28 protein-coding genes and 1 tRNA gene are annotated in these 26,286 nt (G+C 31.8%); 11 read left to right on the forward strand and 18 right to left on the reverse strand.

Features of this window, described 5'->3' with window-relative positions; translation table 11 throughout:
- Nucleotides 1-4: 4 nt before the first annotated feature.
- Together HA152_RS03045 and HA152_RS03050 are read left to right on the forward strand one after the other, a co-directional pair.
- A complete protein-coding gene (locus tag HA152_RS03045; RefSeq protein ID WP_209133440.1) occupies nucleotides 5-1,801 on the forward strand; it encodes an ABC transporter ATP-binding protein in 1,797 nt (598 codons plus the stop codon).
- Nucleotides 1,801-2,331, forward strand: coding sequence for a GNAT family N-acetyltransferase (locus HA152_RS03050; protein ID WP_209133442.1), 531 nt, complete (start codon nucleotides 1,801-1,803; stop codon nucleotides 2,329-2,331). The genes HA152_RS03045 and HA152_RS03050 overlap by 1 nt, the downstream gene beginning before the upstream one ends.
- Here the strand turns inward: HA152_RS03050 and HA152_RS03055 are convergent, their stop codons facing one another.
- Nucleotides 2,332-3,015 (reverse strand): TIGR04283 family arsenosugar biosynthesis glycosyltransferase, encoded by a 684-nt coding sequence (locus HA152_RS03055; RefSeq protein ID WP_209133444.1) that lies wholly within the window; start codon nucleotides 3,013-3,015, stop codon nucleotides 2,332-2,334.
- Between the two features lie 5 nt (nucleotides 3,016-3,020).
- Nucleotides 3,021-3,632, reverse strand: a complete 612-nt coding sequence (locus HA152_RS03060; RefSeq protein ID WP_209133447.1) for a TIGR04282 family arsenosugar biosynthesis glycosyltransferase — start codon at nucleotides 3,630-3,632, stop codon at nucleotides 3,021-3,023.
- A 193-nt stretch (nucleotides 3,633-3,825) separates the two neighbouring features.
- Between HA152_RS03060 and dnaA the strand changes: the two genes are divergently transcribed.
- Nucleotides 3,826-5,220, forward strand: coding sequence for a chromosomal replication initiator protein DnaA (gene dnaA, locus HA152_RS03065; RefSeq protein ID WP_209133449.1), 1,395 nt, complete (start codon nucleotides 3,826-3,828; stop codon nucleotides 5,218-5,220).
- 5 nt (nucleotides 5,221-5,225) lie between these two features.
- On the opposite strand, the gene HA152_RS03070 is transcribed toward dnaA, so the two are convergent.
- A complete protein-coding gene (locus HA152_RS03070; RefSeq protein ID WP_209133451.1) occupies nucleotides 5,226-6,458 on the reverse strand; it encodes a glutathione S-transferase in 1,233 nt (410 codons plus the stop codon).
- Between the two features lie 52 nt (nucleotides 6,459-6,510).
- On the opposite strand from HA152_RS03070, the gene gorA reads away from it, so the two are divergent.
- Nucleotides 6,511-7,875 carry a glutathione-disulfide reductase gene (gene gorA, locus HA152_RS03075; protein WP_209133453.1) on the forward strand — a complete coding sequence of 455 codons (1,365 nt, stop codon included), beginning with the start codon at nucleotides 6,511-6,513 and terminating at the stop codon, nucleotides 7,873-7,875.
- Nucleotides 7,876-7,877: 2 nt separating this feature from the next.
- Here the strand turns inward: gorA and HA152_RS03080 are convergent, their stop codons facing one another.
- Nucleotides 7,878-8,957: a calcium/sodium antiporter gene (locus HA152_RS03080; RefSeq protein ID WP_209133455.1), complete on the reverse strand. Its 1,080-nt coding sequence runs from the start codon at nucleotides 8,955-8,957 to the stop codon at nucleotides 7,878-7,880.
- Nucleotides 8,958-9,075: 118 nt separating this feature from the next.
- Between HA152_RS03080 and pyrC the strand changes: the two genes are divergently transcribed.
- The 5 genes from pyrC to trpA all read left to right on the forward strand — a co-directional run bounded on the left by pyrC (nucleotide 9,076) and on the right by trpA (nucleotide 11,818).
- Nucleotides 9,076-10,125: a dihydroorotase gene (pyrC, locus tag HA152_RS03085; protein ID WP_209133457.1), complete on the forward strand. Its 1,050-nt coding sequence runs from the start codon at nucleotides 9,076-9,078 to the stop codon at nucleotides 10,123-10,125.
- 100 nt (nucleotides 10,126-10,225) lie between these two features.
- Nucleotides 10,226-10,311, forward strand: a tRNA-Leu gene (locus tag HA152_RS03090).
- Nucleotides 10,312-10,389: 78 nt separating this feature from the next.
- Entirely contained in the window at nucleotides 10,390-10,623 is a 234-nt protein-coding gene (ndhL, locus tag HA152_RS03095; RefSeq protein WP_209133459.1) for an NAD(P)H-quinone oxidoreductase subunit L, read from the forward strand.
- 4 nt (nucleotides 10,624-10,627) lie between these two features.
- A complete protein-coding gene (locus HA152_RS03100; RefSeq protein ID WP_209133461.1) occupies nucleotides 10,628-10,948 on the forward strand; it encodes a DUF3007 family protein in 321 nt (106 codons plus the stop codon).
- Between the two features lie 27 nt (nucleotides 10,949-10,975).
- Nucleotides 10,976-11,818 (forward strand): tryptophan synthase subunit alpha, encoded by an 843-nt coding sequence (trpA, locus tag HA152_RS03105; protein WP_209133463.1) that lies wholly within the window; start codon nucleotides 10,976-10,978, stop codon nucleotides 11,816-11,818.
- A 67-nt stretch (nucleotides 11,819-11,885) separates the two neighbouring features.
- On the opposite strand, the gene HA152_RS03110 is transcribed toward trpA, so the two are convergent.
- Nucleotides 11,886-12,242 (reverse strand): AbrB family transcriptional regulator, encoded by a 357-nt coding sequence (locus HA152_RS03110; protein ID WP_209133465.1) that lies wholly within the window; start codon nucleotides 12,240-12,242, stop codon nucleotides 11,886-11,888.
- Between the two features lie 97 nt (nucleotides 12,243-12,339).
- Between HA152_RS03110 and HA152_RS03115 the strand changes: the two genes are divergently transcribed.
- Nucleotides 12,340-12,609 carry a YciI family protein gene (locus HA152_RS03115; RefSeq protein WP_209133467.1) on the forward strand — a complete coding sequence of 90 codons (270 nt, stop codon included), beginning with the start codon at nucleotides 12,340-12,342 and terminating at the stop codon, nucleotides 12,607-12,609.
- A 243-nt stretch (nucleotides 12,610-12,852) separates the two neighbouring features.
- Here HA152_RS03115 and HA152_RS03120 read toward each other — a convergent pair whose 3' ends face one another.
- From HA152_RS03120 to hisIE, 4 genes are all read right to left on the reverse strand, one after another.
- Complete coding sequence (locus HA152_RS03120; protein WP_209133469.1) at nucleotides 12,853-13,194, reverse strand: hypothetical protein; 342 nt, start codon at nucleotides 13,192-13,194, stop codon at nucleotides 12,853-12,855.
- Nucleotides 13,195-13,563, reverse strand: coding sequence for a YkvA family protein (locus HA152_RS03125; RefSeq protein WP_011818080.1), 369 nt, complete (start codon nucleotides 13,561-13,563; stop codon nucleotides 13,195-13,197).
- 36 nt (nucleotides 13,564-13,599) lie between these two features.
- Nucleotides 13,600-14,523: a sigma-70 family RNA polymerase sigma factor gene (locus HA152_RS03130; RefSeq protein ID WP_209133471.1), complete on the reverse strand. Its 924-nt coding sequence runs from the start codon at nucleotides 14,521-14,523 to the stop codon at nucleotides 13,600-13,602.
- A gap of 149 nt (nucleotides 14,524-14,672) precedes the next feature.
- On the reverse strand, nucleotides 14,673-15,332 hold the full coding sequence (gene hisIE / locus HA152_RS03135) for a bifunctional phosphoribosyl-AMP cyclohydrolase/phosphoribosyl-ATP diphosphatase HisIE (RefSeq protein WP_209133473.1): 660 nt from the start codon (nucleotides 15,330-15,332) through the stop codon (nucleotides 14,673-14,675).
- A gap of 63 nt (nucleotides 15,333-15,395) precedes the next feature.
- On the opposite strand from hisIE, the gene HA152_RS03140 reads away from it, so the two are divergent.
- Complete coding sequence (locus tag HA152_RS03140; RefSeq protein ID WP_209133475.1) at nucleotides 15,396-15,866, forward strand: 6-carboxytetrahydropterin synthase; 471 nt, start codon at nucleotides 15,396-15,398, stop codon at nucleotides 15,864-15,866.
- A gap of 49 nt (nucleotides 15,867-15,915) precedes the next feature.
- Here HA152_RS03140 and HA152_RS03145 read toward each other — a convergent pair whose 3' ends face one another.
- From HA152_RS03145 to HA152_RS03185, 9 genes are all read right to left on the reverse strand, one after another.
- Entirely contained in the window at nucleotides 15,916-18,498 is a 2,583-nt protein-coding gene (locus tag HA152_RS03145) for an ATP-dependent Clp protease ATP-binding subunit (protein WP_209133478.1), read from the reverse strand.
- 65 nt (nucleotides 18,499-18,563) lie between these two features.
- Nucleotides 18,564-18,914: a plastocyanin gene (gene petE, locus HA152_RS03150; protein ID WP_025894221.1), complete on the reverse strand. Its 351-nt coding sequence runs from the start codon at nucleotides 18,912-18,914 to the stop codon at nucleotides 18,564-18,566.
- 59 nt (nucleotides 18,915-18,973) lie between these two features.
- The gene (locus tag HA152_RS03155; protein WP_209133480.1) at nucleotides 18,974-19,957 is read right to left on the reverse strand and encodes an NAD-dependent epimerase/dehydratase family protein; all 984 of its coding nucleotides are present in this window, start codon (nucleotides 19,955-19,957) and stop codon (nucleotides 18,974-18,976) included.
- Between the two features lie 8 nt (nucleotides 19,958-19,965).
- The gene (hemE, locus tag HA152_RS03160) at nucleotides 19,966-21,006 is read right to left on the reverse strand and encodes a uroporphyrinogen decarboxylase (RefSeq protein WP_209133482.1); all 1,041 of its coding nucleotides are present in this window, start codon (nucleotides 21,004-21,006) and stop codon (nucleotides 19,966-19,968) included.
- A gap of 117 nt (nucleotides 21,007-21,123) precedes the next feature.
- Nucleotides 21,124-23,388, reverse strand: coding sequence for a 1,4-alpha-glucan branching protein GlgB (gene glgB / locus HA152_RS03165; protein WP_209133484.1), 2,265 nt, complete (start codon nucleotides 23,386-23,388; stop codon nucleotides 21,124-21,126).
- 52 nt (nucleotides 23,389-23,440) lie between these two features.
- Entirely contained in the window at nucleotides 23,441-25,021 is a 1,581-nt protein-coding gene (locus tag HA152_RS03170) for a CocE/NonD family hydrolase (RefSeq protein WP_209133486.1), read from the reverse strand.
- Between the two features lie 7 nt (nucleotides 25,022-25,028).
- Nucleotides 25,029-25,223 carry a hypothetical protein gene (locus HA152_RS03175; protein WP_374939235.1) on the reverse strand — a complete coding sequence of 65 codons (195 nt, stop codon included), beginning with the start codon at nucleotides 25,221-25,223 and terminating at the stop codon, nucleotides 25,029-25,031.
- 112 nt (nucleotides 25,224-25,335) lie between these two features.
- Nucleotides 25,336-25,755, reverse strand: coding sequence for a DUF4332 domain-containing protein (locus HA152_RS03180; protein ID WP_209133490.1), 420 nt, complete (start codon nucleotides 25,753-25,755; stop codon nucleotides 25,336-25,338).
- Nucleotides 25,756-25,766: 11 nt separating this feature from the next.
- Nucleotides 25,767-26,210 carry a DUF2518 family protein gene (locus HA152_RS03185; RefSeq protein ID WP_209133492.1) on the reverse strand — a complete coding sequence of 148 codons (444 nt, stop codon included), beginning with the start codon at nucleotides 26,208-26,210 and terminating at the stop codon, nucleotides 25,767-25,769.
- Nucleotides 26,211-26,286: the final 76 nt, after the last annotated feature.

A 26,286-nucleotide genomic window follows, 5' to 3' on the forward strand; every position in this document is an offset into this window, starting at 1 on the left:
CTAAATGTTTTTTAAAGATTTTAGAAGGATTAAAAAGTTAGGTAAATATTTAACTAAAGATAAAAAAACAATCTATCTAATCTTGATAGTTTTGTTACCTGTTTCTTTCTCTGGAGCAATTCAACCATTATTAGTTGGTCAAGCCATTACTATCTTAAAGAAAGAAACTACAGATGTTTGGCTAAGTAAAACTTTCTTTGGGCAGTCAATAAATGCCATAATTCTAACTTTATTTATAACTGTATTATTTAGATTAGTTCTGCAGGGATATCAAACTTACAATATCCAAGCAGTGGGACAACGTTTGACAGCAAGAATAAGAAGAGAACTTTTTGAACATTCAATATCTTTATCTCTTAAGTATCACGATAAAATGCCTGTAGGGAAATTATTAACGAGATTAACAAATGATGTTGATGCTTTAGCCGAGGTTTTTGGTAGTGGGGCAGTTGGAGTCATTGCTGACTTCGTCAGTCTGATAGTAATTTCTTTAACAATGCTATCAATTGATAGAGGGCTTGCCATTATATTACTTTTGACTCAAATCCCAGTTTCATATTTTATTATTTGGCTTCAAAAACGTTATAGAAGAGCCAATTATCAAGTAAGGGAAGAATTGTCTCAACTCAACTCTGATTTTCAAGAGAATCTTCAAGGTTTAGAAGTCGTTCAGATGTTCAGAAGAGAGGCTTTTAATAGCAAGAAATTTTCTAAAACTGGAGTCGCTTATAAGAAAGCAGTTAATGGAACAATATTTTATGATAGTAGTATTTCGGCATTTATAGAGTGGATTTCTCTTGCCGCAGTTTCCTTGGTTTTAGCAGTTGGAGGTTATCTTGTTACTTCTGGAAATATTGGTTTAGGAACATTAACAACTTTTATTTTATATTCCCAAAGACTTTTTGAACCTCTTAGACAGCTTGCAGAAAGATTTACTCAAATACAAGGAGGTTTAACAGCTGTAGAAAGAATAAACGAATTATTGGATGAAGAAATACAGATTAAGGACTCTACTGCCGCAAATCATTTTTTAGAAAATGCTAAAAATGTAAATAAAAAATTTAAGGGCAAAATTGAGTTCAAAAATGTTAATTTTTTCTACAACGAAGGAGAACACATTATAAAGAATTTATCTTTCAATATCAATCCAGGAGAGCATGTGGCCTTTGTAGGACCAACTGGTTCAGGTAAAACCACCATAATAAGATTATTATGTAGATTGTATGAGCCTCAGTCAGGACAAATTTTAATTGACGACATAGATATTAAAGATATTCCTATTGCAACTCTTAGAAATATGTTGGGTGTGGTTTTGCAAGATACCTTTATCTTTAGTGGAAATGTCGCAGATAATTTAAAACTAAATTCCAATGTAGACAATCTTGAATTAGAAAATCTTTGTAACCAATTAGGGTTAGATGCTTTATTACAAAAATTACCAGAAGGCTTGAACACCTTACTAAGAGAAAGAGGGGGAAATCTCTCTTCCGGAGAGAGACAACTTCTTTCAGTAGCTCGAGTAGCGATTAGAAATCCTGTTGTTTTAATAATGGACGAAGCAACAGCGTTTATGGATCCCTCTACAGAGGCTACTTTGCAGAAAGATCTTGAGAGAATTCTGTCAAAAAGAACAGCATTAGTAATAGCTCACAGATTAGCAACTATTGAAAGTTCTGATAAGATTTTAGTCTTAAAAGGGGGATCATTAGTTGAAGAGGGAACACATAGTGAACTGAGATTGAAAAAGGGTTTATATTTTCAGCTCTCTGAGCTTCAACAAAAAGGATTCGTGAATTTTTAATGATTTTTAGAAACCAAGGATCGTTAATAAAAAAATCAAACACTTTATCAAGGGAAGAGCTGATAGATCTCTATGGTTTAAATTCTTATGAGTTCACTCAAACAAATAAAGAAGAAATATTTGTATGTAGTAAAAATAAGGATTTAGATCTTATTGAACTAGATCAACTTTTGCAAACTGTTGGTTGGAGCAGAAGACCTATAAGGAGGGTAAAAAGAGCTTTGGATTTCAGTATTTTGGTGGTTGGGTTATGGCGTCATGATGATAAATTCCCTAGACTTGTAGGATTTGCAAGATGCACTGGCGATGGAATTCTAGAAGCAACAGTTTGGGATGTGGCTATTAACCCTGTCTATCAAGGACTTGGATTGGGGAAAGAGTTAATGAAATATGTCCTAAAAGAATTGAAAAATATTGGGATTTCTAAAGTAACCCTTTTTGCTGATGCCGAAGTGGTTTCATTTTATAAAAGACAAGGTTGGACATTAGAACCTAGAGGCTCTAAATGTGCTTTTTGGTATGCAAATTAATCATTTTTTGTAGTAGTCAGAATATATAGATTTTAACGATTCGCCTTCTAACCATCTTCTTCTAAATTGCCAGTTCTTCATTGCTTGGAGAAAAATATTAGTTCTTTCCCATTTTCTTGAACTTATAAAAATAGGTAAATTTAATTGTTTTAAATCTTTTTTTTTGTTTAATCTCCTTAAAAAATCTACATCTTCCATCAAAGGTATCTTTCTAAAACCATTATTCTTAAAGTAGGTACTTCTATGAATTATCAACCCTTGATCACCATACGGTTTTTTAAAAAATTTACTTCTAAAATTCACGAGAATTTCTAGAACTCTATAAATTATCTTTTTGTTATTAATTTTGAATTCAAAATAGTAAATACTATTCTTGTTTCCCTTTAAAAATGGATTAATTTTTTTAAACCAATCATAAGTTAATCTTGTGTCTGCATGTAAAAATATGAGCCACTCTCCTTTTGAATTTTTAGCTCCAATATCTAATTGTAAACCTCGATTCCTTTCTTTGGATATAAATACTTTCGCTCCATAAATATTTGCTATATCTATAGTTTTATCTTCACTTCCACAATCAACAATTATGATTTCGCCCTCTTTCTGAATACTTGACAAGTCTGAAAGCAATAATGGCAAATTACTAGCTTCATTAATAGTTGGAATGATAATTGAAATTTTTGACAAGTCGATTACTTTATATTTTCAATATCAATAATTGTATCTATATCTATTTTTTTATTTAAAAACTTATATTTTAATTTTTTAGAAGCAAAATTATCAATTGTATTTTGAAGAACATTTTCTCCCCCCCACTTTATGTTGATGAAAGGTAAATATGTATGTGATAACATTATTTTTTCTGATAAACCAATAAGCCAATATCCTCCATCGTTAGATGGTCCTAAAATAAGATCATTATGTTGAAGCTCTTTTAGAGTATTCAATAAGTCTTGATGGCATAAATCTGGAAGGTCAGTGCCAATAAAAATAATATTTTTGATCTTATGTCTTGCACAATATTTTTTGTTGATAATTATTTGCCGTTTCATTTTTTCTCCCAAGCAGCCTTTCCCCTGCAAATTAAATTTGTTGATGCCTAATTTTCTAGACCATTTTCTACAATTTCCTACTCCCAAACCAGTTATGGCAATAGAAATATCAATCAGTTTATTTTCTTGAAGAAATTTTGCGACTGAAATTGTGTGTTTAGTCATTACGCTTTGTACTTTCGCCGAATTACTTTTACCTATGTCTTTTGATAATCTTGTTTTGCATCTTCCAAAACCATGCCATTTCGCCATGATAATAAGTAATGCTTTATCCAATAATTTAGTGAAATTTAAAATAATTATATGCCTATTAAAAAATATAAAATTTATTTTTATAAATTTAGTCGATACTTTGTTAAATAATTTTAAATTTGTCGTGATCTTGTGATTTGATAATGGCCAATTATTAAATTCCAACTAGATTAATAATCTAGAGAATAAAACTTTGCAAGCAACTAATCCTATTTGGGCGGAAGTTCAACAATCACTTCAAAAAACTTTAAGTAAGCCTTCATTTGAGACATGGATAAGGCCTGCTAAATTTAATTGTTTTGAAGATGGCTTATTAACTTTAATCGCTCCAAATACATTTTCTAGTGATTGGTTAAGAAAGAATTATTGTGAAACTATTGAAAAAGCTGCAAAGGAAATCTGCGGTCATGATGTAAAAGTTGTTTTTAAATCTGAAACGAATAACAGCAGCGATTTAACAAATGAAGATAAACCTAACGAACAGAACTTTCATCATAAAACAAGATCTTTTTCTAGTAATAACCAAAATAATTCTACAAAAAATCAATTCAAAAATCCTAATGGTTTAAATTTACGCTACGTATTTAAAAGATTTGTTGTAGGTCCAAATAGTAGGTTGGCTCATGCCGCGGCTTTAGCCGTTGCCGAATCTCCTGGGAGAGAATTCAATCCATTATTTATTTGTGGAGGAGTAGGTCTTGGTAAGACTCATCTAATGCAGGCAATAGGTCATTATCGAGTAGAAATAGATCCAGAAGCAAAAGTTAAATATGTATCTACAGAGACTTTTACAAATGATGTTATTAGTGGTATTCGTAGAGATGGAATGACAGCTATTCGAGATAAATATAGGAATGTAGATTTGATTTTAATAGACGATATACAGTTCTTAGAAGGCAAAGAGTATACACAGGAAGAATTTTTTCATACTTTTAATGCTCTTCATGAATCAGGAAGTCAAATAGTTATTGCAAGTGACAGACCACCAAATCAATTGTCGGGAATTCAAGAGAGATTAATTTCTAGGTTCTCAATGGGTATGACCGCAGATATTCAACCACCTGACCTTGAGACGAGGACAGCCATCCTTCAAAAAAAGGCAGAACAAGAGAGGATGAGTCTCCCAAGAGATTTAATTCAATTTATAGCAGGAAGATTCACTTCGAATATTCGAGAGTTGGAAGGAGCATTTACTAGAGCTGTTGCATTTGCATCAATAACAGGATTGCCAATGACAGTTCAATCAATTGCTCCAATGCTTGATCCTAATAGTGTTGGAGTAGTTGTTACTCCAAAACAAGTTATTAATAAAGTGTCAGATTTCTTTAAAGTTTCTACTGATGAATTGATCAGTTCAAGTAGGAGAAAACCAGTAAGTCAAGCTAGACAAATAGGTATGTATCTTATGAGACATAGTACGGATCTAAGCTTACCAAGAATTGGAGATGAGTTTGGGGGTAAGGACCATACAACAGTTATGTATGCTATTGAGCAAGTTGAAAAAAAATTATCTATTGATCCAAATATTGCAAGTCAAGTTCAAAAAATAAGAGATTTACTTCAAATAGATTCAAGAAAAAATTTATAGTTTTACTAATAACTAGAAACGAAATTTATAGGATCTTGATCATATCTATGCCTGAAAGGTATCTTATCTATTTCATTGATATTACTAAGCGATTCAATCTTATTTAATGATTGCCTTAATAACCTTGCTGAAATAATTGGCATATCTCTTGGAACTGAGATTCTATTTTTTAAGTATCTAAGAGAAATTCCTGAGAGTTTTTTAGGGATTAATACTTCACCTGTGATCATGTGGGTCAAAGCTGATCTCAATGATTCGTCAAATGATTCTTTATTGTATGGGTTTACCTTTAGTAAATTGTCTTTATGCTTTATCACTCTTTTAAGAGCAATTTTTGCGAAATATTTTGACTCATAATTTTGATTTAGTTCATAATTGCCTAGACCCTCCCCATTATCTATTAGCTTAGAGAAAGTAATCTGTTGTTCATTGCTTTCTTTATAGCATCCTCCCATTTGTGGGGGTAAATCATGAGAATGAGTATGAAAATCTCCTTGAGTGCCTCTATAAGCACTTGTCCCTTCAAAAAGGGTAAGCCAGTTATCTAAATGACGGTAATTAGATCTTAAATTAAACCCTTTATAATAAATCAGTGATGCATTCATTCTCTCCATATAGGGAATAAAAATTATATCTCCAACACCAGGCTCTATATCACCCGTATTAGAAACTGATGGATCAACAAACCCTGATTTTGACCTAGTTAAGATTTCATCAAATTTAGAAATGGATTCTTTAAATCTTTTTTTTCTAAAAGAGTTATCTATAAAATTAAAGCTTTCTCGGCAGAGCCAATTACACCAGGATCTGAAAATTTCTCTTTCTAACTCTCGAATTTTGATAAGGTGACTAGATGTTATAAAAGATCCAAGTGCTCCAAATTCATTTTCTAAAAAAGCTATGATATTGTCGCTTTCAGTTATAACTTGCCCTTTAAATTCAATTGCAGGTAATTTCCCAGATCTGACTTTTTCAAGGAACCAACTTTCCTTTTGCCCGTAGCAAAACATATTTATTTTCTTGACTCTGTATGGAATTCTCTTAAATTCAAGCCATAACCATATCTTCTGACAGTAAGGACACCAAGAATGCCTATCCCTATAGAGAGTAACTAATACATCATTTTCACTATGTCCAAATAATCTTAAATTTGCGTAGGAATTATTTATACCATGGACTCTATTAAGATCTTCAACCTCAAATTTATCTAAATCATCCCATGTCAAAATCCCATTCATTATTTGAATTAAAGCTATAAACTAACGTTATAATAATTGATTAAAAAAAGTCTTGGAATTTGAATTTGATTTAATTGTTGTTGGCGCTGGATCTGGAGGACTCGCGGCAGCTAAACGTGCGGCTAGTTATGGAGCAAAAGTCGCAATCATAGAAGCAAAGCAAATAGGAGGAACTTGTGTGATAAGGGGATGTGTACCTAAGAAATTGATGGTTTATGCAGCTAAAAGTAAAAATAATATGGATTTTTCTGAAGGATATGGATTAAAAAATGAAGGTATTAATTTTGAATCAAACATTTTATTGAAGAATGTTAGGGAGGAGGTTTCTAGATTAAGTAATTTACATAGAAATTCTTTAAAAAAGTTGAATATAACTATTTTTGAGGGCTTAGGAAGATTTATTACTCAAAATGAATTAGAAATTATTTGTCCAAAAACAAAGAAAACTAAAAACAAAATAAGTTCAAAAAAAATTCTTATTTCAGTTGGAGGAAAACCAAAGAAATTAAATATTCCCGGGATAGATTTGGCATGGACTAGTGATGATATTTTTGAATTAGAAAAGTTTCCCAAATCAATATTAATAGTAGGAGGAGGATATATTGCTTGTGAATTTGCTTCTATTTTCAGAAATTTAGGTACTGAAGTAACTCAATTAATTAGAGGTCAACATTTACTTAATGGTTTTGATGAGGATCTTTCTTCATGCCTAGAGGAATCACCTACTTTTACTGAAATCAATATAATATCCAATGCTCAATTAAAGTCTATCAAGAGGGTAAATGGAAATCTGGAATCTACCCTAGACTCGGGAGATGAACTCCTAACTAATAATATCCTTATTGCTACAGGAAGAGAACCAAATCTTTTGCCTTTAAATTTAGATTTTTTAAATCTAAAGATGGATGGCAAATATTTAGATGTTGATGAAATTAATCAAACAAGCAACGTAAATATTTTTGCAGTTGGCGATATCATAAATAAACCAAACTTAACTCCAGTAGCAATAGAACAAGGGAGAGTTTTTTCGGATAATTTTTTTAATGGCCAAAAAAGAATAGTAAATTATGAATATATACCTAAGGCCGTTTTTACTATTCCAGAAATTTCAACAGTTGGCTTAAGTGAGAAAAGAGCTAAAGAGATTTACTCTGAAAAAAATATAAAAATTTTCAAATGCAAATTTACCCCTATGTCTAATACTTTTAAAAAGAATAAAACAAAATGTATGTTGAAGATTGTAGTTCATAAGCTAACTGACAAAGTCTTAGGATGTCATATGTTTGGAGAAACAGCGTCTGAGATTATTCAAATGGTATCAATTGCATTAAATGCTGGGATAACAAAAAAAGACTTTGATGTTACTATGGCTTTGCACCCAACAATCTCAGAAGAATTTGTGACTATGTATGGATAAAATTATGAATTAAAAAATTTTAATTTTTCTTGAACAATCAGAAACACTATAAGTAATGCAAAGTAAATAAATAAACCTATCCTTAATTCAGAAAGGAAGTTAAATCCATTCAGGAAAAGTATTTTATCGAGAATGTAGAAGATATAAAGATTAAGCAAAATAAATCCTTCAATTCTTGTGATTTTCCCTTTGCTCCAGAAAATTGGTAAGCATGCAAAGGTAGTTAAAACCATAAAAGGTAAGTCAACTTTTATTAGACTCTGTTCAATTACTAATCCTTTAAATCCTGAAAAAATAGTGCAACTTCCAAGGATTAAAAGTTGATTGAGTAAATTACTTCCTATTACATTCCCAATCGCAAGATCTGTTTTGCCTTTAAATGCAGCAATTATTGAAGTTACTAGTTCAGGTAAAGATGTCCCAGTTGCGACGATAGTTAAACCAATAACAATTTCATTTACACCCAAAAGAGTAGCAAGGGTTTGAGAACCATTTACTAAAATATTTGAACCAAGGCTTAAAAGAAATATTCCCAATATCAACTTTAGTAAAATGTTAAGCTTCCCTTTATAGTTATCTTTTAATTCTTCTATCTCTGGTTCAGCATCTTTTGTCTCCTCTCCTTTCTCATTGATGGTATTTATTTCCCATATTGTATTTAAGATTAAACAAAATATTAGAAATACCCCTGCTTGAAATGTTAATAATCCTGTTGATGACATAGCCCAAACTGCACAAGAAATTGCCATTAAAAGAGGCACATCTCTTCTGACTATTCTGCTTTTTACCTTAAGAGGTGTTATCAATGAACTTATACCTAAAACAACGAGAACATTAAAAATATTGCTTCCAATTACATTGCTTGCCGCAAGGGAATCACTGCCTTTTAAAATTGAGCTCAAACTTACCAATAACTCAGGAGAGCTTGTTCCAAGAGAAACAACCGTTAAACCAATTACTATTTGAGGTATTCCTAAAATTAAAGATAAAAATATAGCTCCTTGAATAAATAACTCTCCTCCAGCATAAAGTAGAACTATGCCTAAAACTATTTCTATTATTGGAAATAAAAAATCACTCATATTTAGGCTTTTATTTAGATAATAAAAATTTTCATAATTGGTTAATAACTATCCTCGAATATCTATAATTTATTGTCAATTTTAATTTGCTGTTAAAATTGATTAAATAGAAAAAATTTTGAAGACTTTAACCATAATAAAACCTGATGATTGGCATTTACATTTAAGAGAAGGTCTTGTATTAAAAAATATTATTCATTTTACTTCAGAATATTTTGGAAGAGCCATTGTCATGCCAAACACTAAAAGTCCCATAACATCAATCAATAACGCTATTTCTTATAAGAGATCTATTGTTGAAGCTTTACCAAAAAGCTCTAAGTTTGAACCACTAATGACAATTTATCTTACAGATGAGACTGATAAAGGGGAACTAATAAATGGTTTTAAAAATAATGTTTTTTTCGCAGCAAAACTATATCCTGCTAATGCCACAACTAATTCCATTCATGGAGTTAAGAAAATAGAAAATTTATATAATATCTTTGAATTAATGCAAGATTCTGGAATGCCTCTTTTAATTCATGGGGAAGTGACTGATTCTGAGGTAGATGTGTTCGATAGAGAAGAAGTATTTATAGATAAAGAACTCTCTCAAATAACTAAAAGATTCCCAAAATTAAAAATCGTTTTAGAACATATAACTACCTCTTATGCAGTGAAATTTGTTCAAGAAAATAATATTGGAGCTACTATCACTCCACATCATTTGCATATAAATAGAAATGCAATGTTTTTTGGAGGCTTAAATAGTGATTTTTACTGCTTACCAGTTGCTAAGAGGGAAAATAATAGACTCGCCTTAAGAAAAGCTGCAACAAGTGGGGAAAAATGTTTTTTCTTGGGAACTGACTCTGCTCCACATCTTAGGAAGTGGAAGGCTTTTTGTGGATGTGCAGGTATTTTTAATTCGCCAGTAGCAATAGAGAGCTATTTGACGGTATTCGAAGAGGAGGATGCTCTAGATAATTTTGAAAAGTTTGCAAGTTTGAATGGCCCTAATTTTTATAATTTGCCTCCAAATAAAGAAAAATTAAAATTAGTGTCAAGACCTAATAAAATTAAGGAATTTATTGATGTTGTTGAAGAAAAAAATATTGTCGGACAAATAAAACCATTTCATGCAGGTGAAACTTTACAATGGCAAGTAGAAGGGAATGTAAATTAAAAAATTAGATTTAAGCTGACAATTAAAAGTGTAAATATTCCAATTTTTCTTGGTTAAATGGGTTGCTTTCAGCTACGATTAAATAGCGCAAATTCCTTTTGGGAGTGTGGCGGAATTGGTAGACGCGCCGGACTTAAAATCCGTCGAGCGATTTAGCTCGTGGGGGTTCAAGTCCCCCCACTCCCATTATTTAATTATTTCTTTTTAGTTCTGACGATAACTTCTAATAGTTGTTATGTTTTAACTAAGCAACCATAAATCAAAATGGAAAGTTTTTTCAATAATTCATTCGCTACTTTAATTGCTTACATTGGAATTATTTCTACCTATTTATTGGTTATTCCGTTGTTACTATTTTACTGGATGGATAACAGATGGAATATTATGGGCAAATTTGAAAGATTAGGAATTTACGGTCTTGTATTTCTTTTTTTTCCAGGTCTAATTTTATTTTCTCCATTTTTAAATCTCAGACTTAAAGGAAGTGGTAAAGGGTAAATAATTGACTAAAGGTAAAGTTATACAAATAGGTTTATTTATTTCATTAATAGGATTAATTAGTTACAAATTTGCGCCACAAATCGGTATCGACAATTTTACAGCCACTACTCTCTCAAGTTGTATCTTGATTTTGATTGTTATTACTTGGGTAACATCTTATGTTTATAGAGTCGTAAATGGAAAAATGACTTTTATGGAACAAAGGAAACGTTATAGAAAAGAGTATGAAAAAGTTGTTAGTGATAAACTAGAAGCCAAATTCAACTTATTGTCAAAGGAAGAGCAGCAAAAACTAATGGAAGATTTAGAGAAAAATCCATAAATTTTTATAGAAAAATATCTATTAATCATGAAAGATAACAAAATGCAAATTTCTAACAATGAATCATCATCTAAGGTAGATGAGATGTTTTACGAGTTAAAAAATAATAAAAAATTAGCTTTGATGCCTTTTATTATGGCTGGGGATCCCAATATTGAAATAACCTCTGAGATCTTATTAAAGTTACAAGAAAATGGAGCTGACCTTATTGAATTAGGTATCCCTTATAGTGACCCACTTGCGGATGGACCTGTTATTCAGTTAGCTGCCTCTCGCGCCTTAAAGTCAGGTACTAACCTAAGAAAAGTAATTGAACTTTTAGAATCTTTAAAAGGTAAATTAAATATTCCCATCATCCTTTTTTCTTACTTAAATCCATTACTATGTTTTGGCTTTGAAAAGTTTTGTGAGATGGCATCTAATGCTGGAGTCTCTGGACTAATAGTTCCTGATCTCCCTCTTGAAGAAGCTTATAATTTTTCTAAAATAGTTAGTAACTATTCTATGGACTTAATTTTATTGGTAGCTCCAACTACTCCTTTTGATAGAATGAAGCAAATATCAAATCATACAAAAGGATTTACTTATTTAGTAAGTGTTACAGGTGTCACTGGTGAGAGAAACAAAATGGAAAATAGAGTAGAAAATCTTATTGCTAAATTAAAGGATGTAAATAGTAGCCCAATTGCTGTTGGTTTTGGAATATCCACTCCAGAACATGTTAATAAAGTTCGTGAGTGGGGAGCAGATGGAGTAATTATTGGGAGTGCATTTGTAAAACGAATTTCTGGTTCAAGTGAAAAAGATGTTGTCGATCATGTTGGTGAATTTTGTAAAGAAATGCGCTTAGCAGCTGATCAAAAAAAATAAATACAAAGATAATTTATTAATTAAAAAATTAATTAAAAATGATTTATCCAATATATTTTTGTTGTTTTTAAGATTCTTCTGTAGGTAATAATCTGATTTGTTTTCTTCCGAGCTTAATTTCAAATTCATCACCTGCTTTTAAATCAAGAAGTGCTGTATATGCTTTCCCAATCAGAAGATTTCCATTGCCTTGAACTGTAGCTATATAACTAAGTTTTCTTCCACCTTTCCCAATACCTGCAACTCCAGAATCGCCAAGATTAACCCCTTTTGCTTCTAAAAGTGCTTCATAAAATGCGGTAAAGTTTAAGCGTTCACCTCCGTTTTTCTTAGTGGAAACATATCCACAGGCACGAACTAGATCAGATTTGCTAGCATCACCAAGTTCTTTAACTTTTGCAAGGAGATCGCTACCAGTTAGCATAATTAATTAAAAGAAAGTCGTATTAAACAACATAGCAATTTGCGTGTAATATATGCAATTATTTAGTATATATTTATTCTATTATTTATATTTAAAAATGGAAAAGTTTGTAGTTTTTGGAAAGTACTGTGAAGATGCAATTATTAAAAGAGGACCGTTTCGTGAACAGCATCTTAATAGACTTAAAAACTTAAAAGATCGCGATATTCTAGTTACTTTAGGGCCAACAAAATGTACCAAATATTTGTTTGGAATTTTTAATGCTAATGATGAAAATGAGTTGAAAAATCTTATTGAGGATGACATATATTGGGAAAAAGGTATATGGATTAATTATGATATTTATCCTTGGATTCAGGCTTTTTAAATATGATTTATGGGGATGTTTCAGTACTTATTATTGTAAGTTAAATGTAAAATTAATCTTAAAGAAAGATTTATAATATTTTTAATTAATAATATAATTATTGATTATATTTTGAAATAAAAATCTATATTTATTTTCTAAAAGGTTAAGTTTTAAGGAGAAGTTTTATCTATGCAATTGCTTCGTTCAAAGAGAATATGATTTCTAGTTAAAACGTAAAACGTAACTTTTTAAAATAAATATTTATTTGCTAGTGTCCTTATGAATTTTGCGATTTAGAGATTCAATATCAATATAAATATCCTCTAAACCTAATTGATTATATGGTGCATTATCGTTCCTATCTTGAGAACCAGTTTTGATGTTATTCAACCAATTTTGCTCAATCTTTATAAGATTGTTTGCAACGCTGTACATGCCACCTTTTTTATAAAATTCTTTTAATTTAAGAATAATTGCAGGCATTTGAATTGACTTGATATTTAATTCATTTGCTAATTCTTTTTGGTTAAATCCATGAGATTTCAACCAATCCTTAATGAAGGAGATGAGTTCTTTTTCTTCCTTTTGAGATAATTTACTCATTTAATAAAAAGGGAATAACTTATTAAGCTTGTTCTCTGCTCTTGCTCTTATTGAAGGAGTCATATATTTGCTCCATATACTAAGTACTGCTGTAAGGGCTACAAAATCATCACTAAAACCAACTAATGGCATAAAGTCAGGGAAAAGATCAAATGGCATAATTAAATACGCTAGCGCAGCCATTAAGGAAACTCTTACTTGTGCTGGAGTATAGGGATCTAAAGCCATCTCCAAAACTTCTAAGGCAGGCTTGGCAATTGTTCTTCCTGCTTTAATAAGAATCTTGATAATGATATTTTCATCAAATGTTGAGCTCTCTAAAACTTCAGCATCATAGATTTTTTCTTGAGTTTTGTAATTCTCTTTCATCCCTATAAATGAAATTTAAAGATTTTTATGGAATTTTTAGCTAATACTATCAACTAATCCATTCTGTATCCCTGCTTTTCTAAGTTTTCTTAAAGCACGTTGTACAACTTGTCGGCAATATTCCCTGCTACAACTCATATGTCTTGCAACTTCAGCTAAAGTTCTCCATTCATTTGAGCCGTCTAACCCAAATCTTAGGCTTACTATCTTTCTTTCTTTCTCAGTTAAATTTGCTTTATCTAATAACTTCCAAGCAGAGGCTGTCCTTTCAGCTAATTCGGCTAATTCCATTGGGGGAGTTTGATCACTTGGAAGAATATCAACTAACTCGGAAGGATCTGATTTTGACTTAACAGTACCTTGGAGACTAACAGTGATGCTTCTCAATTCACAAGAAAGGAGTTCGTCAATTTCCTCTTTGGTTATTTTCATTTCTTCAGCTAGCTCATCACTACTGGGTGGAATACCCTTAAGTTGCATAAGCTTTGATTTCGCTGATCTCAGTTTTGTAAGTTTTTCATTAATGTTAACAGGGATCCTTATCGTTCTACTTTGAGTTGACAATGCTCTATTTAAACCTTGCCTAATCCACCAATAAGCATAGGTAGAAAATCTATGTCCTCTAGACGGATCATATTTTTCAACGGCCCTTGTAAGACCTAATGTCCCCTCTTGAATTAGGTCCAGTAATTCTAATCCCTTCCCTTGGTATCTCTTGGCAAGGTTGACAACTAGTCTTAGGTTGGCTGTTATCATCTCGTTTTTAGCTTTTTCACCAATTTTGATCTTTTTTCTCTCAGCTTCGGAATATTCACAAGCAGCACCTTTACCTCCTGCCTCTTGACATCTATTAACAAGCACAACCATTTCCTGGACTTTTCTACCCATTGTGAGTTCTCTTTCGGGAGTCAAAAGTTGATGACGACCTATTTCACCAAGAAAATCGCTTAATGAACTCACGATTTACCTCATTGTTGATATATTTAACTTATAGTCAATTCAGTAATAAGCCATACATGTAATAATTAATTAATAATTAATTAATAATTATTATTATTTATTTTCAAATTTCAGGTTAAAAAAAATTATAAATTTGTAATTTTAATTATCTAATTTTTTCTTCTTGATTCTAAAACAGCAAGTACATCTCTCCACTCAACGCCTTTATGCATAAGGGCTACTTGCAAATGATAAATTAAATCAGCAGCTTCATTTGAGATTGAATTTTTATCATTATCTTTGCAAGCCATTATAAATTCTGCAGATTCCTCTCCTATCTTTTTCAAAATAGTATTACTACCTTTTGTTAATAAATGATTTGTGTAACTTTTTTCTGATGGATTTATTGATCTTTCGTTAATTGTATTGAATAATTCAGAGCAAATATTTGAGAAGGGAATTGTTTTTTTCTCTTTTTTATCACTTTGATTAATTTGTATTTCGTTGAAAAAACAACTTTTTTCACCAGTGTGACAGGCTCCTGATCCATTTTGTTCAATCAGAAGGATTAGTGCGTCATTATCGCAATCGAATCTTATCTCCTTAAGTATTTGGGTACTTCCACTTGTAGCTCCTTTTCTCCAAATTTCGGATCTTGATCTACTCCAATAATGAACGTTTTTGGTTTCAAGGGTCATTGTCAAAGATTCTTTGTTCATCCAAGCCAGCATAAGAATTGATCCGTCAAGCCAATCTTGTGCTATTGCAGGGATTAATCCATAATTATCAAAGCGTAGATCCTCTATCGAAAAACTAGTTGAATAAGTCATTATGTTCGTTATGTTAAATCCTACTAAATGTGTTTTATTAAAAATTATCCTAACAGTTAATTGATGTATATTCATTCTCTGAAATTTTCATGCAGCAAAAGTTACGAGGATTTTCCTTGTTCGCATAGGCAATGGCGCCATGAAGGCCACTGCAGATTTGTGCATGGATATTCAAGATCATTCACCTTTTGGTTCACTGCAAAAAAATTAGACTTAAATGGTTTTGTTGTCGATTTTTCAAGTCTAAAGCCCCTAGAAAATAGACTAAAGAAGCAATTTGACCATACTTTTTTAATAAATAAAGATGACCCTTTGTTGAGTTACTGGGAAAAATTACATGGCTTAGATGCTTTAGATCTGAGAATTATGGATAATGTGGGAATGGAGTTCACTTCTGAATTAATTTGGAGATGGGCTAATGAATACTTAAAGGATAAGGATAAGGGCAGAACATGTTGTTGGAAAACAGAATCAAAAGAAAATAAATCTAATAAAGCAAGTTATGAGGGAATTCCTGATTGGTTCAAATCTTAGATTAAAGTTGTTAAATTTCAAGTAATATAGGATTCTTCAATTTAGATCTTTAATCAACAATTAACTCTCCATTAACTAGATAAATATTAATCTCGTCTTTATTAAGGTAATGATTATTCAATATATTGTTTGAAATTTTTGTCTCAATTTGTTTTTGAATAATTCTTTTTAAAGGCCTAGCACCAAAGGCATGATCGAAACTATTTTCGACCAGTTGGTTAATTGCCTCTTCCGAAATTTTGAATTTTAAGTTTTTTTTGTTAAGTCTTTTTTCTAAATTTTGAAGCAGTATTTTTGCAATTTCTTTTATATCATTTGATTCTAGATTATTAAAAATAACTATTTCATCAAGACGATTTAAAAACTCAGGCTTGAAAAATTTTTTTAGTTCATAATCTACAACTTTTTTAATTTCACTTCTATCTTCTTTTCTAACTGATAAATCATTTATTGATTGACTTCCTAAATTACTTGTGAGAACAATGATTGAATTTTTGAAATTTATTGTGCGACCTTGACCATCTGTAATGATTCCATCATCAAGAACCTGTAATAGAATATCTAAGATATCTTTGTGAGCTTTCTCTATTTCATCTAGGAGTATCAATGAATAAGGATTTTTGCGAACAGCTTCAGTTAGTTGGCCGCCTGATTCGAAACCTAAATATCCAGGAGGCGCACCTATGATTTTGCTTACTGAATGCTTTTCCATATATTCAGACATATCCAGCCTTGTAATTGAAGAATTAGAATCGAATATAATTTTTGCTGTAACTTTACTCAGCTCTGTTTTCCCAACACCAGTTGGACCTAAAAAGAGGAAACTTGCTAATGGCTTGTTTGGATCATTTAGACCAGTCCTTGATCTCTTAATGGAATCTGCAACAGCTCTAATTGCACTATCTTGACCGATGATCTTTTCTTTAAGGATCGACTCTAGGCTTAAAAGCTTATCTTTTTCTGACTGGTTTAAGTTTTGAACTGGAATTGAGGTCCACTTTGAGACAACTTCTGCAATATCATCAAAAGTCACCTCTTGCCTTAAAAGACTAGTCTCTCCATTTTTTTGAGAATTCACTAGGGATTCACTTTTTTCTTTTAATTTTTTTTGTAAAGAATTTAAAGTCCCAAATTCCAATTCTGCTGCTTTATTGAGGTCAAAACTCCTTTTGGCTTGATCTATTTGTAATTGGATGGATTCAATTTCTTCTTTTATGGTGCTAATCTCATTAATTTCATCTTTTTCTTTTTTCCATTGAGCGCCTAATTCTTCTTGTCTATCTTTAAGTGAAATAAGTTCATTATTGATTTTTTTTAATCTTTCTACGGAAAAATCATCTGTTTCTCTTTTTAAAGATAATTTTTCCATCTCAAACTGAAGGACTTTTCGATCAATTTCATCAATTTCTTCAGGTTTGGAAGTTATGACCATATTCAATCTTGAGGCTGCTTCATCGATTAAATCTATTGCTTTGTCAGGAAGGAATCTATCGTTAATATATCTTTCGCTAAGGGTGGCTGCTGCAACCAAAGCATTATCAGAAATTCTCACACTATGATGGACTTCGTATCTTTCTCTTAATCCTCTTAATATTGATACAGTATCATCTATTGAAGGAGCATCAATTTTTATTTTTTGAAATCTTCGTTCTAAAGCAGGATCTTTTTCTATATTTTGTTTGTGTTCATTAATAGTTGTAGCACCTATACATCTAAGTTCTCCTCTTGCAAGCATTGGTTTTAATAAGTTGCTTGCATCTAAAGAACCTCCACTAGCTCCTGCACCAACTACTGTATGAATTTCATCAATAAAAAGAATGATCTTACCGGCTGATTCTTTCACTTTCTTTAGGACATTTTTTATTCTTTCTTCGAATTCACCACGATATTTTGCCCCAGCCAAAAGTGAACCCATATCTAATGAAATTAGTTGCCTATTTTGTAGAGCGGAGGGTACATCGCCATTAATAATTCTTTGAGACAACCCTTCCACTATGGCTGTTTTACCAACCCCAGGTTCTCCAATAAGAACTGGATTATTTTTTGTTCTTCTACTCAATATTTGAATTGTTCTTCTGATTTCTTCATCCCTACCAATAACTGGATCTAAAGCACCATCCCTTGCAGATTGGGTTAGATCAATACCATATTTATCTAAAGACTCATTAGAGGCATCAAAGTCATTTTTTAATGCTGGATCTGACTTCATTTTCTTTATAGTTTCAAGAAATTCAGGGATACTTTTTTGATTTAAAATTTGAAAACCGTACTTATTATCATAAGTCAAACCGTAAACTAAGTGTTCTGTTGATATCACTACATCATCTAAAGTGTTTTTAATATCATTTGCTTTTAAAAATATTTTGTAAAGAGCATCACCAATATATAAATTATCCTGTTTGTTTTTCATTTTTGCCTTTGAATTTAATGAAGACGTTAGTTCTTTCTCAAAGTCTTTGATATTCACATTATTTTTTTTTAAGATCTTTTTTGTAAAGTTGTCATCTTTTATAAGAGCTAATAATAAATTATCTGGGTCTACGTCTTGTTGGTAATTTTTATAAGCAATTTCTTTGGCAAAAATAAAACAGTTCCAAGCAGAATTTGAAAATTCTCTTGAAACTATTTTCATCAATCAAAATTTAATTATGACTGTAATAAATATTAGTATAAAAATTATTTAACTATTTAGAAGATTTATTCAACAATAACTTTACCTACCATTCCCGCTCCTCTGTGTGGCTCGCAATAGTAATCATAAGTTCCAGCGGTATCAAATGTTTCTTCCCAAGACTCTCCTGGAGCAAAAGCTAGGTCTGCATGACTTAATTCCTCATGACCATCAAAAACAGCATTGTGAGGGGCAAGTTTATTATTGACGAATTTAACTGTATCACCAGCACTAATGGTTACTGTACTTGGTTCAAATGCGAGCATTCCAGCATCTGTTCCGAGTTTTACTTCAACAGTCTTTGCTGAAACTGATGAAATACCTAGACCTAGAGTTAAAACTATTGCAAATAACCCTGCAAAGATTGAACGTAACATAATTAAAATTAGCTTATTTATACATATTACAAGGCTTTGGTAACCTAACTGCGAGAATTTTAATTGTTATTACAGCTTGGTAACTTTGATAACCTTAAAATATCATTCAGTGACTTGGCATAACTTTTAAGTTTGAAAGTCTCAGGATTAGTGATGGGAACATGATTAAAGTCATATTTTTTGATACTGAAGCTATCCCAAGGAGTAGTTTGGATGGGAAGAATTCTTAATAATATTTTTAGAATTTTTTTTGTAAGCGGTATCGCAAAAAATCTCCTCATATTATGCCTTTTTAAAAGTGTAATTATGGCATCATCAATTGAAATGAATTTCTGACCTAGTACAAATTTTCTAAAGCCTTTGAATTGCTCTTCTTTATGATTTTTAATTAGAAACCCGCAAATCTGGGCGATATCATTTGCGTGAATAAAGTGAAATTTAGAATCGAGTTTTAAAAATCTTGCTAACCAAAGCCATTTTCCAATTTCTTTCAATCCACTAGTTAAATAACTCACAGGATATTTACTTTTTTTTCCAAGATTTCCCCCAAAGACCAAGGTAGGGAAAACAGCGAACGTTTTTTCTGCAAATGAGCTTTTTCTAAGTCTCTGGAAACATTCATATTTTGTTTGAATGTACTCTGTTCCATAAATCAATGATTCCCTCATTAATTCTGTTTGGGTATCAAGAATACTAGCTGTTGAAAAATAAATAATCTTTTCTAATTTTTCAATATCAAGCATTTCGAGTAATTCTTCAAAAGCTTTAATATTCACTTCATAGGCTCTTCTTGGATTTCCCCAAGCTGTAGCAGTATGTATTAGGTAATTAATTTGACTAATTTCCTTTTTATACCTATTTGATTCTCTGATATCACAAACCATTAACTTGACTTTTTTGTTTTCTTGAACAGAAATTGGTAACTTACTTTTGTCTCTTACCATGAGATAAAGCTTGAATTTTGTATTTTTTAAAAACCAATCAACTAAATATTGACCAACACATCCATTGGCACCTGTGATTAATAAGTTTTTATATGCCAAGGCTTTGACTAGTAAGTAAGTTTTTTCCCATGTTCAAAAAATGTTTGAGCATTTTCTTCTGGAGTCCCAGGCAAAATTCCATGACCCAAATTAAGAATATATTTCCTGTCTTCAATTTTATTGAAAGTATTATCTATCCTTTCTTTTATTGATTCTTTGTTTCCGAATAAAATGCCAGGGTCAACATTACCTTGAATTCCTATCCCACTGGGGATTCTTTTACAAGCCTCTTCAATATCTACTGTCCAGTCTAATGAGATTATATCTACTCCAGTTTTTGCCATTCTTTCTAGTACACCAGCACTTCCTGAAATGTAAAGAATTATTGGTGTTTGCGGGTATTCAGCTTTTACAATTTCAACAACTTTTTTTTGATAAGGCCCAGCAAAGATATCGTAATCTTGTGGGCTTAGTTGGCCTGCCCAGGAATCAAAAATTTGAACTACTTGCGCTCCAGATTTTATTTGATATTTAAGATAATCACCAATAGATTTTGCAAAATGATCAAGAAGCTTATGAAGTAAATCTGGTTCATTAAAAGCCATTGATTTTATTAATGAATAATTTTTACTGCTTTTACCTTCAACTACATATGCAGCAAGAGTCCAAGGTGCGCCAACAAAACCTAAAACCGTTGCCTCATTATTCACATCTTTTTTTAATGACGTAAGAACTTGCCCAACAAAACTTAAACTTTCACTTGGATTTAGTTCTTTTAAATTTTCTACTTGGTTAAGAGTTCTTATTGGGTCCTCAATAATTGGACCTTTACTTTCTATTATTTCAAAATTTATGCCCATCCCCGGTAGAGGTGTGAGAATATCTGAAAAAAGGATCACACCATCCGGTTTGAAAGCATAAAAAGGCTGCATTGAAATCTCATATGATAATTCTGGATTTTCAGACCTCTCTCTAAAGCTTGGGTAACGCTCTCTTAAATCTCTATAGATTTTCATATATCTTCCTGCTTGCCTCATCATCCATACTGGAGGCCTATTCACTTTTTTACCTAATGCGGCAGACAGTAGTAGTGGTAAATCTTGACCCATTTTGCAATTTGATATTTTTAAAAAAAATTAAAATCCAACTTAAAAATCTTACAATGTAAAGCAGAGCAAAAGCGTTATATGAACATTTATATGAAGCACTTAGTTAAATGAGCCTCCTTAATTTTTTGATTGATGTTTGAAGATACTCACGCTTAATGGGGGCAAAGCAAGTTCTAGAGCATGTTGATAATCATGAATATTGTAATTTATAGTTTCTTTACCTCCCATATTTCCTTTGTTACTGCCACCGTATCTAGAGCCATCTGAATTAAATATTTCTTTATAGAATCCTTCAACAGGAACACCTACTTTATATGACCCGTGAGTATTAGGTGTAAAGTTAGCAACAACAACTAGCCACTCATTGGTATCGTTTTCTCTTCTCATAAAACTTATAACCGAATTAGATTTGTCATTACAATCAATCCATTGGAATCCATAAGGATCAAAGTCATTTTTCCATAATGCAGGTTCATTTTTATAAAGAATGTTTAGGTCATCAATCAAGTTTCTGATACCTTTATGAGGCTCAAATTCTAGTAACTCCCATTGCAGATCATCCCAAACATTCCATTCTTGTCTTTGCCCAAATTCCATTCCCATAAATATCGTTTTTTTACCAGGGTGGGTCCACATATAAGTTAGTAATGCTCGAGTATTGGCATATTTCTTCCAGTCATCGCCAGGCATTTTATGCAAAAGATGACTTTTCCCATGGACAACCTCATCATGACTAAGTGCAAGCATAAAGTTCTCTGTATAGTTATATGTAATTGAGAAAGTTACGCTATTTTGATGAAATTGCCTAAACCAAGGATCTATTTCAAAATAATCAAGCATATCGTGCATCCATCCCATATTCCATTTCAAGTTAAACCCTAACCCTCCCATGTCAGTTGGTTTGGTTACCATTGGCCAAGTTGTTGATTCTTCAGCGATAGAAAGTGCACCTGGGAAGTGTTGGAAGAGTACATGATTAGCCTGTTGAAGAAATTTAACGGCTTCTATATTTTCATTGCCACCATTTTCATTGGGTATCCATTCTCCATCTGGACGTAGATAATCTCTGTAAAGCATTGAAGCTACAGCATCTACTCTTATGCCATCAATATGAAACTCTTCAAACCAATAAACGAGGTTGGCTACTAAGAAATTTCTTACTTCGTTTCTGCTGTAATTAAATATTAGGGTTCCCCATTCTTTGTGTTCACCTATTCGTGAATCTCCATGTTCATAAAGATGACAACCATCAAAAAATGCTAAACCATGCTTATCTTTTGGAAAATGGCCAGGCACCCAATCGAGAATTACGCCTATGCCCTCTTCATGACATTTATTAACAAACTCTCTAAATTCATTTGGGGTGCCAAATCTACTTGTTGGTGCATACCAGCCTGTAACTTGGTATCCCCATGAACCATCGAAAGGATGTTCAGATATTGGCATTAATTCAATATGAGTGAATCCTCTCTCTTTTACGTAAGGGATGAGTTTCTTTGTTAATTCTGGATAAGTTAATAATCTTGTTCCAGGCTTTAAATCGGCAGCAGGTACTGGGTCTCTTGGTTCACCATTGTCCTCCAGATATTTATTATCTATTGATTCATGGAGCCAACTTCCTAAATGCATTTCATAAACTGAAATTGGCTTGTTAATTTGACTAGAAGAATCTCTTTTGGAAATCCACGAACTATCATTCCAATTAAAGTTTTTCAATTTTGAAACTATTGAACCATTTTGAGGTCTGATTTCATGAAGGAAACCATATGGATCAGCTTTCTCATAAATATGACCTTGTTGTGTTCTTATTTCGTATTTATATGTGTCGCCCTCTTGCATTGTTGGCATGAATAGTTCCCAAATTCCTCCTAATCTTTTTTGCATTGGATGATGTCTTCCATCCCAAGAATTTATATCTCCAATTATCGAGATTGATTTTGCATTCGGAGCCCAAATGCAAAACATGACCCCTTCTTGATTCTTTTCTTCAATGAGATGTGCTCCCATTTTTTTCCAAATATGATGATGATTACCTTCTGCAAAAAGATGTCTATCAACTTCTCCCATCCACTCTTCTCTATATGACCAAGGGTCATGTTGTATATGTGTGATCCCTCCTCGTGAAATATTGATTTTGTAATTATGATTTGGATTTTCAGGTAGGATAGCTTCAAAAAGCCATTTATGGTTTATGCTTTCCGCTTTATAGGTATTGTTTTTAAAATTTATTTTAACTTCCTCGGCTTCAGGCATCCATATCCTTATTACCCATTGTTCTTCATAAAAATGAGGACCTAATATTTTTAATGGATTATCATTGCAACAATTTTCTAGGTTGATAGCTTCTGATTTAATCCAGTCTGCTTGAATTGTCTCGATCATGACTGGTAGATATTAAGGATTAATAATATCAAATGATTAACCAAAAAAATAATTATTTATAAAAAAAAGGGTCCATTTTCATAAATGTTCTTTTAAGGCTAAAACTTAGAGTAATAACTCTATGATTTGCTGAAGGGGCTCCAACATTTCCCTCGCCAAATCCAGGATTAACTCCAATAGCAGGATAAGCTGCTGCAGATATAGATAAGCGAAGCTTGGTATCTTTAATCAAACAAATATTTGTTGGCTGCATTGTTATTTGATAAATGCATTCTTCACCTATTTTGGAGTTTTTAACTCTTAAGTATCCTGTTGAAAATTGATTCACCTTTTCATTACCTTCTTCAACTAGAGATAAAGCAAGACAGATATCGAAATTGGGCTGATCACTTTTTACTTGGATTTCTAATGTGGGAACTCCTCTTAAATATTGATCTTCTTCAAAAGAATTGGTTTGAAAAACACCTACATCTAGGCGCTTATCAATAATACTTCTATTAAACTTTCCTGGATTTGGACCTAAATGACCACCGTCAGATGGAGTAGGTCTCCATGGGTCATTAACAATTGTGAACCATCCTGATCCTTTTGAATTTATGATCAGACTTCCATCTTCAACCTCAACATTTGCTGTGCCATCGCTTTTGAGCCCAAAAATACATTCAGGGTGAAATTTATTATCTAATTCTTCCCATTTATTTAATGAGATATTCCATATTTTTTTCTCCTCTTTAAAATTCTTAGAATTAAATTTTTCATCTGACTTTAAATGTTTATCAAAAAATTTTAATAAAGATTTTTGTGATCCCTCCCACCAATTTAGGTGTGTGCCATTCCCAATAATAATCTCTGGGCTTCCACCAGCTTCTTTAGATTTTTTATAAAGATCAAAGGCACCTTTTAAATGTGGATCCCAAAGCCCTCCAATAATTAACATAGGTTTTTTAATCCATGTTGAAATTGGTTTAAATTCTTCAAATGGGCGACCATTATTTAAATTTTTAAGCCATTCCAAAACGAAGCTATTAGGATCATATTTTTTTAAAGTATCAACTCCCTCCCGTAAATAACTTTTATTTTCTAAGGCTAATCTTATCTTTTCCCACTCAAGCAATTTATTTTCTCTTTTCATTTTTAGTGCTGCAATTTGAAGTCCCCATGCAATATTGTTATGCCACCAATATGCGCCTCCATCTGAGCTCCAATGATCCTTAATATTCATCCCAGTCATTGCTGGAGATAAACAATCGGGCGGCTTTGAATTTAATTCACCAGTTAGTTGAGTAAATCCTTGATATGAAAAACCATATAAGCCAAGTTTTCCATCACATTCTTTTAGAGACCTTACCCATTCATGTGTTTCTGAAGTATCGCTAGCTTCTTGAGAAAAACCATTAAAAACTCCTTCAGAAGAACCCATACCTCTAACATCTTGAATTATTACCATATACCCTTTGGAAGCCCACCATTCTGGGTGAGAATAGGTAATAGTTGAAGCTATTTCCCTGCCATATGGTTGCCTCATCAATAATGCAGGCCATGGCCCATTACTATCAGGTAACCAAATCCTAGATATAAGTCTTACTCCATCTCTAAGTACTAGAGACTTATCAAACCATCTTGAACCAGACATTTAGGCTTTAGATAATGTCTGGGCAGTGCAGCCCAATGACGTAAATAGAAAAGATCTCTGCGTTAACGGGAGTTAACTTTTTTTTGTTTGATACATACTCTATAGCTTTATCTGAACTAGCTGAAATGCCTTTTGAATTAAACTCTCTAAACTTATTACATAAATTCCTAGCTTCGTTTGGATTCTTTTTAACAGTTTCCAATAAGTTAGATTGACTTAAAACAGGGTATAGAGAGTTTAAAAACAAAAATAAAAAAAATAACAAAGGTTTCATTATTACTAACTTTTTCTAAATTCTACATTAAAAATTTTTTTTATCCAAGATTCCCAATAGATTTATCGATTTGCCTAGCTTTTTTAATCCATTCTTTTAAGAGAGTAAAAGTTGTATCTGTCTCAGTTTTTACTCTAAGAATTCTTTCTAATCTACCAATTTTGCGTTCTAATTCGTAAGGGGTAGATAGTGATAATGATTTAAGAGAAGATATACCGCAATGTAAAAGTAGATATGCTTGCGGTGGAGAAATTCCAATTTCTTTTTTAAAAATAGCTATAGCTCTAATTTTCTTTAGATTATTGAATGTACATAGTGAAGATTTTCTTTGAATCTCATTTATATCTAAGTCCGAAAGATTACTTAATTTTTCAAAGTCAGTTAGATTATTTTTAATAAAAAAAGATTTCTCATGTCTAAAATTAGCTGGCAAAAAATCTAAAAAGGTTTTACTTTCCATTTTTTTACGGACTAATTCATTTTGACATTTTTCTTAATTTCTCCTATAACCACTGGTTTACTTATACCATCTGAAATTTTTTCAAGTTTTCTTATCTTTATTTTTACATTTGCACCAGATCTGCTACCTTTCCTTAAGTTTTGAGATAATTGCTCTAAGGTTGGTTCGATAGATTCTTCTGGAAAGTCATTATCTGCTTTAGCAATAATCAAATCGAACCCATTGTCATAAACAATTGGAACATATTTTGCACCTTCTATTACAACCTTTTCGGAGTAACTTTGTATAAAGGCCCAACTGCTCAAAGAAAGCAATAATGAAAAGATAGTTGCACCAATTATTCGAAATTTGAAACCAAAATTAAATATAAAAGCTGCTATTGTGCAAATGAAAAGAAATATTCCAAAGAATCCAAAAATTTTGGGTGTGTTCTCTAATAGTTCAAAAAAAGACATTTAGTGGCTTTGACCTGATTAATTTCTTATATTTTGTAAGCCTACTCTATTTTTGGGCTCTAACTTGAAAAAACTT

It is taken from the genome of Prochlorococcus marinus XMU1412, from assembly GCF_017696315.1.
Classification (GTDB): domain Bacteria; phylum Cyanobacteriota; class Cyanobacteriia; order PCC-6307; family Cyanobiaceae; genus Prochlorococcus_A; species Prochlorococcus_A marinus_AF.

Excerpts from the sequence above, each read along its gene's own strand:
- HA152_RS03045 (WP_209133440.1), top strand. The coding sequence starts at position 5 with ATGTTTTTTAAAGATTTTAGAAGGATTAAAAAGTTAGGTAAATATTTA.
- HA152_RS03050 (WP_209133442.1), top strand. The coding sequence starts at position 1,801 with ATGATTTTTAGAAACCAAGGATCGTTAATAAAAAAATCAAACACTTTA.
- HA152_RS03060 (WP_209133447.1), bottom strand. The coding sequence starts at position 3,632 with ATGGCGAAATGGCATGGTTTTGGAAGATGCAAAACAAGATTATCAAAA.
- HA152_RS03070 (WP_209133451.1), bottom strand. The coding sequence starts at position 6,458 with ATGAATGGGATTTTGACATGGGATGATTTAGATAAATTTGAGGTTGAA.
- HA152_RS03080 (WP_209133455.1), bottom strand. The coding sequence starts at position 8,957 with ATGAGTGATTTTTTATTTCCAATAATAGAAATAGTTTTAGGCATAGTT.
- ndhL (WP_209133459.1), top strand. The coding sequence starts at position 10,390 with ATGGAAAGTTTTTTCAATAATTCATTCGCTACTTTAATTGCTTACATT.
- trpA (WP_209133463.1), top strand. The coding sequence starts at position 10,976 with ATGAAAGATAACAAAATGCAAATTTCTAACAATGAATCATCATCTAAG.
- HA152_RS03110 (WP_209133465.1), bottom strand. The coding sequence starts at position 12,242 with ATGCTAACTGGTAGCGATCTCCTTGCAAAAGTTAAAGAACTTGGTGAT.
- HA152_RS03115 (WP_209133467.1), top strand. The coding sequence starts at position 12,340 with ATGGAAAAGTTTGTAGTTTTTGGAAAGTACTGTGAAGATGCAATTATT.
- HA152_RS03120 (WP_209133469.1), bottom strand. The coding sequence starts at position 13,194 with ATGAGTAAATTATCTCAAAAGGAAGAAAAAGAACTCATCTCCTTCATT.
- HA152_RS03125 (WP_011818080.1), bottom strand. The coding sequence starts at position 13,563 with ATGAAAGAGAATTACAAAACTCAAGAAAAAATCTATGATGCTGAAGTT.
- hisIE (WP_209133473.1), bottom strand. The coding sequence starts at position 15,332 with ATGACTTATTCAACTAGTTTTTCGATAGAGGATCTACGCTTTGATAAT.
- HA152_RS03140 (WP_209133475.1), top strand. The coding sequence starts at position 15,396 with ATGTATATTCATTCTCTGAAATTTTCATGCAGCAAAAGTTACGAGGAT.
- HA152_RS03145 (WP_209133478.1), bottom strand. The coding sequence starts at position 18,498 with ATGAAAATAGTTTCAAGAGAATTTTCAAATTCTGCTTGGAACTGTTTT.
- petE (WP_025894221.1), bottom strand. The coding sequence starts at position 18,914 with ATGTTACGTTCAATCTTTGCAGGGTTATTTGCAATAGTTTTAACTCTA.
- hemE (WP_209133482.1), bottom strand. The coding sequence starts at position 21,006 with ATGGGTCAAGATTTACCACTACTACTGTCTGCCGCATTAGGTAAAAAA.
- glgB (WP_209133484.1), bottom strand. The coding sequence starts at position 23,388 with ATGATCGAGACAATTCAAGCAGACTGGATTAAATCAGAAGCTATCAAC.
- HA152_RS03170 (WP_209133486.1), bottom strand. The coding sequence starts at position 25,021 with ATGTCTGGTTCAAGATGGTTTGATAAGTCTCTAGTACTTAGAGATGGA.
- HA152_RS03180 (WP_209133490.1), bottom strand. The coding sequence starts at position 25,755 with ATGGAAAGTAAAACCTTTTTAGATTTTTTGCCAGCTAATTTTAGACAT.
- HA152_RS03185 (WP_209133492.1), bottom strand. The coding sequence starts at position 26,210 with ATGTCTTTTTTTGAACTATTAGAGAACACACCCAAAATTTTTGGATTC.